At 65.1% G+C, this 7,916-nt stretch carries 8 protein-coding genes; 6 read left to right on the forward strand and 2 right to left on the reverse strand.

What is annotated here, in order from left to right:
- Positions 1-51 precede the first annotated feature (51 nt).
- Positions 52-399: a hypothetical protein gene (locus ACT6Y9_RS06730; protein ID WP_443743958.1), complete on the reverse strand. Its 348-nt coding sequence runs from the start codon at positions 397-399 to the stop codon at positions 52-54.
- A gap of 421 nt (positions 400-820) precedes the next feature.
- Between ACT6Y9_RS06730 and ACT6Y9_RS06735 the strand changes: the two genes are divergently transcribed.
- The 5 genes from ACT6Y9_RS06735 (at position 821) to ACT6Y9_RS06755 (ending at position 3,862) form a co-directional block, all read left to right on the forward strand.
- Positions 821-1,543, forward strand: coding sequence for a HyaD/HybD family hydrogenase maturation endopeptidase (locus ACT6Y9_RS06735; protein ID WP_443743959.1), 723 nt, complete (start codon positions 821-823; stop codon positions 1,541-1,543).
- A 112-nt stretch (positions 1,544-1,655) separates the two neighbouring features.
- Complete coding sequence (locus ACT6Y9_RS06740; protein ID WP_443743960.1) at positions 1,656-1,982, forward strand: HypC/HybG/HupF family hydrogenase formation chaperone; 327 nt, start codon at positions 1,656-1,658, stop codon at positions 1,980-1,982.
- 52 nt (positions 1,983-2,034) lie between these two features.
- Positions 2,035-2,505 (forward strand): hydrogenase expression protein HyaE, encoded by a 471-nt coding sequence (locus tag ACT6Y9_RS06745; RefSeq protein ID WP_295480933.1) that lies wholly within the window; start codon positions 2,035-2,037, stop codon positions 2,503-2,505.
- 210 nt (positions 2,506-2,715) lie between these two features.
- Positions 2,716-3,606 (forward strand): hydrogenase expression/formation C-terminal domain-containing protein, encoded by an 891-nt coding sequence (locus ACT6Y9_RS06750; protein ID WP_443743961.1) that lies wholly within the window; start codon positions 2,716-2,718, stop codon positions 3,604-3,606.
- Positions 3,599-3,862, forward strand: a complete 264-nt coding sequence (locus tag ACT6Y9_RS06755) for a rubredoxin (protein WP_443743962.1) — start codon at positions 3,599-3,601, stop codon at positions 3,860-3,862. The genes ACT6Y9_RS06750 and ACT6Y9_RS06755 overlap by 8 nt, the downstream gene beginning before the upstream one ends.
- A gap of 148 nt (positions 3,863-4,010) precedes the next feature.
- Here the strand turns inward: ACT6Y9_RS06755 and ACT6Y9_RS06760 are convergent, their stop codons facing one another.
- Positions 4,011-4,454, reverse strand: coding sequence for a hypothetical protein (locus ACT6Y9_RS06760; protein WP_443743963.1), 444 nt, complete (start codon positions 4,452-4,454; stop codon positions 4,011-4,013).
- 728 nt (positions 4,455-5,182) lie between these two features.
- Between ACT6Y9_RS06760 and ACT6Y9_RS06765 the strand changes: the two genes are divergently transcribed.
- Positions 5,183-7,916 (forward strand): hypothetical protein (locus ACT6Y9_RS06765; protein ID WP_443743964.1); only part of this gene is annotated, 2,734 nt, incomplete at its 3' end.

Below are 7,916 nucleotides of genomic sequence, written 5' to 3' on the forward strand. Positions count from 1 at the left end.
GGGACGCCCTTTGCTACTCAGTCAGCATGAAGGGTCCGTGGGGAACTCGCGCTACACGGGGCGCGAACGGGGCTTCAGCGGCTTGGTGGCTTCGGCGATCTCCTCCTCATTGAGGTTGCCGAAGGGGGTGTCGGCGGCGACCACTGTTTCGGCGGTCTGACGCTGACGGCAGGCTTCAATCACCTGGCGGATCCAGGGACTGCCGCCCTGAGAGAGGAAGAAGGCTTTCTGCGCTTCGGAGAGACGAATCACCATCGTCGAGTCCAGAGCCTTGGCGCCCAAAGGCTTTCGGCCTGAACCCGCGCGTGCGCCGCCCCAGCCGGGGTGCTTGGCGCGCTTCTTCGAGAGCGGCTTGCAGGGCTTCACCGCCTTGATGAGGTCGGATTTCGTTGGAGGCATATCGGGTTCCTTCTTGTCAAGTAAACCACTAAGAATTCTTGTTCCCTCGTACTAACTGTATTGCACAATCAAAGGTTTGTGCAAGCGATGGGCGCGTAAAATAGCACAAATTGGGGGTATATACCTATAAAAGGCAGGGAAAAACAAGCGTGGTCAACACGCAAGTGTACATTAAAAACAACATTGTATACACAGGAAAGCTACCGTCGAGCTATTCCGAAAGGGATGAACGGGTATTTCTTTCTGAGGCGGGCGGAGGATGCCGCTTCAACCTTCGGCGGATTTTCGGCGCGCTCGGTGCGGGATATAGTCGAAGAACATAAACGAGAGGGCCCGCCGAAGTAAGCGCCCCTCCGGCCCGCCCGCCTCCCCGGCCTACGGAGGAGCGGCGCGGCGCTCAAGCGAAGGAAGAAAGAACATCATGACCCGAAACGACTCCGGCCTTTCGCCGCCCGCAGGCGCGGCGGACGCTCTGGACGCCCCGGCCGCCCCGAATGCGGGCAAGCGCGGGGTGCTCGTCCTCGGCATCGGCAACATCCTCTGGGCCGACGAAGGATTCGGCCCGCGCGCCGCGGAGGCGCTCCACCAGAAGTACCGCACGCCCGAAGGGGTGGACGTCATGGACGGCGGAACGCTCGGTAGCTGGCTCGTCAACGAGATCTGCGCCTCGCGCCGGCTCCTCGTCTTCGACTGCTGCGACCTCAAGGCCGCGCCGGGCACGCTGCGCGTGCTGCGCCGCGACGAGATCCGCATCTGGGCCTCGACGAAGATTTCGCCTCATCAGACGGGCTTCAACGATCTGCTCGCCACTGCCGCGCTCATGGGCGAGGAGCCTGAGGACCTCGCGGTCGTGGGCGTGCAGCCCGAGCTCCTCGACGACTACGGCGGGAGCCTCACGCCCACGCTGCGCGCGCGCGTCCCCGAGGCGGTCGAAGCCGCCCGGACGGTGCTCGCCGAATGGGGCTGGCCGCTCGAAGCGCGGCCCGAAGGTGAAAAGGTCGAGCCGCTCACCTTCCGCATTCTGGAGATGGACGCCTACGAGGCGGGCCGGCCGAGCGAGGAGGAGGCCTGCCGCACCGGGGACGAACGCTTCCTCGTGCGCGGGGGCGGGCACGCCGTGCCCGACGCGCTCGAGCGCGGCTGATTGGAATTGGCCGCCTCACGGGGGGTAGCCGCAGCGTTCCGTTGGGAAGGCGGACTGCGTCCCGCGGGAGCGGCGAAGCTGAAGATTCAACAAGTAGGGGAGTGAGGGAGCGATGTGCATCGCACTGCCGATGAAGGTGCTCAAGGTTGAGGAGATGAAGGCGCTCTGCGAGCGCAGCGGCCGCCGCATGGAGGTGGACTGCTCGATGATCGAGCCGCCCGCCGCCGACGAGTGGCTTCTCGTCTTCCAGGAGCGCGCCATACGCGCGGTTTCGGCCGAAGAGGCCGCGGAGATCGAGGCGGCCCTCGGCGCAACGGCGCTCGCCATGACGGGCGAGGCCGACGAGGCCGCGATCCGCGCGGGCTTCGGTGACCTGATCGACCGCGAGCCCGAACTGCCGCCCCACCTGCGCGCGCAGGTGGGCCGCCGGCTCGAGTAGTCCTGAATCCGCCCGCCGGCTCTCCGAACCTCCTCAGAAGGAAAAACGTGTCATGGCCAAATTCACCCGCGTCGCCGAAATTGATCCCGCCACGCACCCGCTCTTCAACCGGCTCTGGAATGAGGCGAAGTTCAACCGGCTCGATGAAGCCGGGCTCGAGGCCTTTCTCGCCTCGCCCGGACTGAAGTTCGTGATCTTCTGCGCGGACCCGAACCTGCAGAAGGAGACGATGGACATCGTCGTGATCGGGCCCGAGATCTGGAAGACCGTCTCGAAGATCGCCCAAAGCGCCTGGTGCACCGATCCGGCCGAAGGCCGCGCGCTTGCCGCCCGCTGGGGCGTGAGGAAGCTCCCCGCGCTCGCGTTCTTCCGCGACGGCGTCTTCCTCGGCGCCGCCGAGGGGCTGGACGGTTGGGACGGATACCTCGCGAAGTTGGCGGAGATCGCCGGGCGCACCGCCGCGCCGAAGCGCACCATCGCCATCCTCGCCCCTGCGGCAGAGGAATCGGGTTGCGGGCACTGAGGCGGGCGCCTGAAGAAAGAGTTCAAAATATCTGTATGACAAAGGGACGCGGCGCCTTGCCGACGAGGAGGATCCCCGCCGCGGAACCCGACGCCCCCGCCCCAAGCGAAAAACACAAGTCCGGCGCGGCCCCGCGGCGCTTCGTCTCCACAGGAGGATGTGAGCAGCGCGGCGGCCCGCAGCGGGAAACTCAGCGAGAGGAAGAAAGACATGGCCCTTCAGACCTATTCGGCGCTCGACGCCGCCAAGCGTTGGCTCAACGCTCCGCAGCTCGATCCGGAGACGGAGCGAGACGCCGCGCTCACCACGATCGCCTTTCTCGAGGACGTGAAGGCACGCCTCTCCCAACACATGAAGCGCATGGAGACTGGGCTCGCCGATCCGAGCGGCATGGACCTTCATGAGGTCTGGGACTTCTCGTCCTTCAACCCGAAGCACATCGACTTCCTGCTCGCCACCTTGGGCGAAGGCGAAGTGCGCATCACGCTCTTCGGGGGCGAGGCGAAGGCGGGCGACATGGGCATCCCCGGCCTCTGGCGCGTTCAGACGGGGGCAGACGGCGCGATGAACAGCTTCGTGCTCGGGCGTCTGCCGCGCGCGGTGCTCGTGGTCGGCGACCGGGGGCTCGACCGGGTCCCCGAGCTCGTCAATCCGAGCGCGGACGTCTTCGCGGCCCCTGCAATTTTGAATGAACTCCAGCACGAGCTCGAGCTCGAGGCGGCCCAAGGCCGGTTCAAAGGCCTGATCGACACGCCCGCCTTCATGGTGGAGCTGCAGCGCCAGCCCCTTTCGCCCGGCGACATGACCGCGCTCCTCTCCACCCTCGGCACGGGCGACGTCGAGGTGGAGCTCCAGGGCTTCGGGCACTCGCGCTTCACCCGCACGCGGGTGAAGAACCTCTGGCGGAGCCGCATCATCAACAACGGCGGCAAGACGCTGCTCGACGCCTTCATCGTCGCGCGCGTGCCGCCCGAGGTGCCCGTCTCCCCCGAGGAGTTCAAGGACGCATTGACGAAGTGCGATGATCTCATCGAATGGGTGCGGGGCGACCTCGAGCGCGGCGCTTTGGGCGCTCCCGCCGCAGGGGTGAAGCATGTCTGAAGAATCGGGAAACGTGAAGTTCACGCGCGGCGCGGAGATCCAGTCGCTTCTTGACCGGTTGGAGCGCGAGCGCGTGCCCGCGGGCGCGCGCATGCAGTGCCGCGTCTGCTGGCACGTCTATGATCCGGCGGAGGGCTGCCCCGAGGAGTCGATTCCGCCGGGAACGGACTTCCGCGATCTCCCCGACACCTTCATCTGCCCGGACTGCGGGCATCCGAAGTCGAGCTTCATCGAGATTACGGACGAAGAGAAATAGCCGACGCGGGCTCATCCCGGGAATTCCCGCCGTGGAAGAAACTGGGCGTGCGCGGCGCGGGGAGAAGTTGGTCAATGGAGAAAAGGCCGTTCGGGCGCAGCGCCCGGACGGCCTTTTCAAATTCGAGTGTTCCGGCTTCGGCTGAGCGTCACCGGCGGAAGAAGTTGTCCGACGGGGGCGGCAGCGACAGGAGCGCAATTCCCGAGAGGATGAAGAGGATCGGATGAACGAACGCGCCCGCAAAGGCGAGCGTGAGCACCGGCCGCGCGTCCGTAAAGATCTCAAGGCGCAGGAGCGTCAGACCGCCGTGGAAGATTTCGCCCGAAAAGAAGAAGACGTCGGCGTAGACGAGCGCGATCGTGAGGAGCAGCGTCGTCGCGAGCACGGCCGAGAAGAGCCGCCGTACGCGGTCGTTCGGGTTGAAGATCCGCCTCGAGACGAAGAAGCCGATGAGCATCAGAAGCCCCACCGCGGCGGGGGTGCAGGAGACGGCGGTCTCCGCCGGCGTGAGGCGCTCCGAGAGCGTCCAGAGGCTCACCCCCCAGAAGGCGAGCATTGCGAGCATGAGCGCAAGAGTAAGGACGCGGCGCATCGGTTGACGACTCCCTCAGGTGGGTGGGCGTGTGAAGTTTCCTGCCCGGCATGAAGCCGGATTGCGGTGAATTTTAGCAGGGCGGCCCCGCGGCGATAAGAGGACTTTCCACCGCGGCCGTGGAGAAGATCAAAGGATCATGAGCACGCCTCAAATTGATCATTAAGGATCATTGATTTATACAGACCGTCATGATAAGGTCCAATTCAAGGACGACGGGCGGCGGTGGTCTTTCGGCGCTCGGATTTCAAGCTTCTCCCGGAAAAGGATTTAAGATGTTTTCGATCCCCGACGATTTTCATGAAGAAGGCGCAGGACGTCTCAAAAGTCTGAGGTTCTCCGTCGACGGCAGTGCGGACGCCCACGTGGTCGGGCGTAGGGAGGATGCGCTTCGTCCGTGAATCACAAGTGTACGGTGCTTCTGCGAAGACGCTTAAGGACGGCACGAAGATCGGATACCGAAAGCCCAATCAAATACCGCTCCTGGTCGAAGAACTTCAGGCTCTTCGACCAGGGTGAGATGTCTCGGGCAAACCGGCTTAATCTTCGGGTGAAGATCGTCCGGCTGCTTCGATGTCCGGAGGTTGGACGGCGTAAAGCTTTCTTCCGGCATCAGCTGCAGGAAGCTCAGGCTTCTCGAAAAGAGAAGCACCGATTTAACCGAACTTAGAAACGAGGACGGCGCTTTCTCCCCTGTCTGAAGACAGAGGTTTCCGCGCCGATTTTCTATGACGACAAAGAGAAACGCCCGCCCCGAGGGAGTTCAACAGAACGCTCCCCAGGTGAAGATGCTCCTGCGCTATCCCGTGCTCACCGAGGCGCAGGCGAAGAAGCTCAAGGGCTTCATCGCCGCGCACGACATTGCCGGCGCGGTGCACATGATCAAAAAGCAGGGAGACTTGACTCCCTTTTCGCCCGCGATCTGCATCTTCTTCATCAACACGTTCCAGCAACTCTACGGCTCGCTCAAACTCGACCGCTTCCGGCCGCTCGCCGAGCTCGCCCGGGAAGCCGCCTTATTCATCGAGGTCTACGGACCGATGCACCCGGGCTGGGGGCTGCTCTGCCAGACGAGGCTCCTCGTAGACGTCGTGCTCGGGAACTCGGCGGCGGCCATGCGCCGGACGCTCACGCCGCCGCCCGTCGGCAGCATGGAGCTCGTCACGGGCGCGCCCGAGTTGCAGCTCGAGAAGCTGATGCGCAACGTCTACCCGACGGTCATCCTGAATGAGGCGACCGAGGCGCTCGAGGATGCCGTCATCCACGACAGACTCACCAAAGCTGCGGCCGCACGCTTCCTCGATCTCGCCGAAGCGACGCCGCCCCTGGTGAAGCATGCCTTGCGTTGGAGCGAATCCTTCATGAGCGTTTTGGAGTTCCTCGAGTCACTCGGCGAGAATCTCGACGCGATCGATGCGCTCTGGGCGCAGAAGATGCTCCACGGCCGCTATGCAAGGGCGCTCAGCCGCCACTGCCGGGTTGCCCGGAAGGGTGCGGACGCGAAGAGCCGCCTCTCGCTCCTCTCGCTCTTCTCCATCTTCGCCGACGCCGAGCCCGAAGTCGTCGGCGGCCTGTGGGAGCTCCTTTGGAGCGCGCATGAAAGGGTCGCCGCAAAGCCCGGCAACAAGGGCGCCGCCGTGTATGCCGATTTCTGGGCCGCAGGTGCGCTTCTCTGCGACTTTTTGAATGACCCCGATGCACTCAAGGACTTCGACGCCGCCCGCACGAAGGACTGGCCGGGGCGGGACGTCTTCACCGAAATCCTGCGGCTCCGTCTGCTCGACGACCTTGCGGCGGCCCGTGAGCTGGAAGCGGCCTTCAGTGAATTGAAGGCCCGGCTCGCTCAAGATCCGTCGGACCTTCTGGCGGGCGTTGCGGCGCTGCGGCTCGTCTCCGCCGCCGCCGGTCTGGCCCGCGGGGAGTCGGCCGACCGGGCGCTCCTGGAGCGCGTCGATCGTCTGGAGCGGATGGTCTTCGAGCTCTTCGGCGACGTTTCTGTGGCCGAGTGCAATCCCTGGGGCGCCTGGGCGGTCTTCATCCTGCGCAACGGCGATCCCGTCCGCGGGTCGCAGGCACAGGAGGAGCTCGTCGCCTCGGCGGCGCTCATCTGCCGCAGCCTCGTCCGCCCGGCCCGATGGGGGCTGAAGACCGAGGGCGCGCTGGCCGCCGTCCATGCGCTCCTCAAGCACAAGGCGGAGGAATGGGTGCATGCGGGCGACTGGGAGCGGATCTACGACGTCCTTCGCCTCGACGACGCGTCTTTTCCGGACGAAGCATTTCGCAGGAGCCTCTTCTGCTGCGCCCGCGGCGTCCTGATCGCAAAGAAGGTGATCGAGAAGGGATGCGCCGGCCTTGAGGAGGACGGCTTCTGGGAGGACGAGGCGCTCGAGGCGTCGGTTCGCGCCGGGCAGTTGGAGAACGTCGATCTTCCCGAGGCGCTTCTTCGCCTCGAATTGGACTTCGTCGTCTGCGCCGAGATTGCGGTCGGCCTCCCTCAGGAAGCGGAACGCACCTGGGCGAAGCTCGGGTGCGAGGCGGGCACCGGGATCCCGCAGGCGGAGCTTCGCCGAATGAGGCTCGACGAAGAGGCGCTCAAGGCGCATCTCGAAAAATGGATTGAAGCGGCGCAGGCATTTTGGCGCGGAAGTGCCGGGTCGGCCGCGTTCGCGCAGATGGCCGACGCAGAGGATGAGGACGAGGAGCATCGGCTCCTCGGGCTCGCGGGCGAATGCCGGGCGGGCGTACTCGAGAACTACGGCAACCTGGTGCCCTTTGATTTTGATTGCAAAAATCCGGAGATGGAGCAGCTTCTTCTCCTCGTGCGCCCGAAGGTTCATCCGGAGCGGCTCGTCTGCTTCTGCTTTGCGCCGGTGGTGTTGGGTGAATGCATAAACGCCAAAAGGAGTGGGAAGTCGATGCAGGCGATCCCGCGCCACGTACTGATGTGCGAGGCGCCCGCGACCCTTCTCGAGACGCCCGAAGGCCGCGACGACCTGCGGCTCATGGCGGCGGCGCTCTTCGCCTCGGCGGCGGCGCTCACGACGGACGAGCCGGCCTCCTCCTTCGTCGAGGATTCGTTCGGGCTCCTCTCGGGAGACGTCTTGAAGGACTGGAGGCCCTTCCCGTCGGAGAAGTTCTGGGTCACCTCGCACGTTCCCTTCGATGAGGAGGACGTCCCCGACGCGGATGAGCCCCGTTGGGTGGAGCACGACGGCCGGCGGCTCGCCCGCGTGGTGGAGGTCTTTTTCCTCAACGGCATGGAGGCCGAGTGGATGCGCCGCGCGGTCACGATCGACGCTGACCGCGAGCTCGACCTTGAGAAGCTGCGTCTGCGCCGCGAGCACCGCCCGAGTGCGGTGGACGTCTACAGCTATGCAGGCGACCGGGAGAGCCGCACGCTCACGGTGCGGCTCCCGAAGGTGCTGCGCGGGCGCACCTGCTGGGTCGCGCGCTCGATCATGG

Origin of the sequence: Sutterella sp. (genome assembly GCF_052272535.1) — a bacterium.
GTDB lineage: Bacteria > Pseudomonadota > Gammaproteobacteria > Burkholderiales > Burkholderiaceae_F > Sutterella.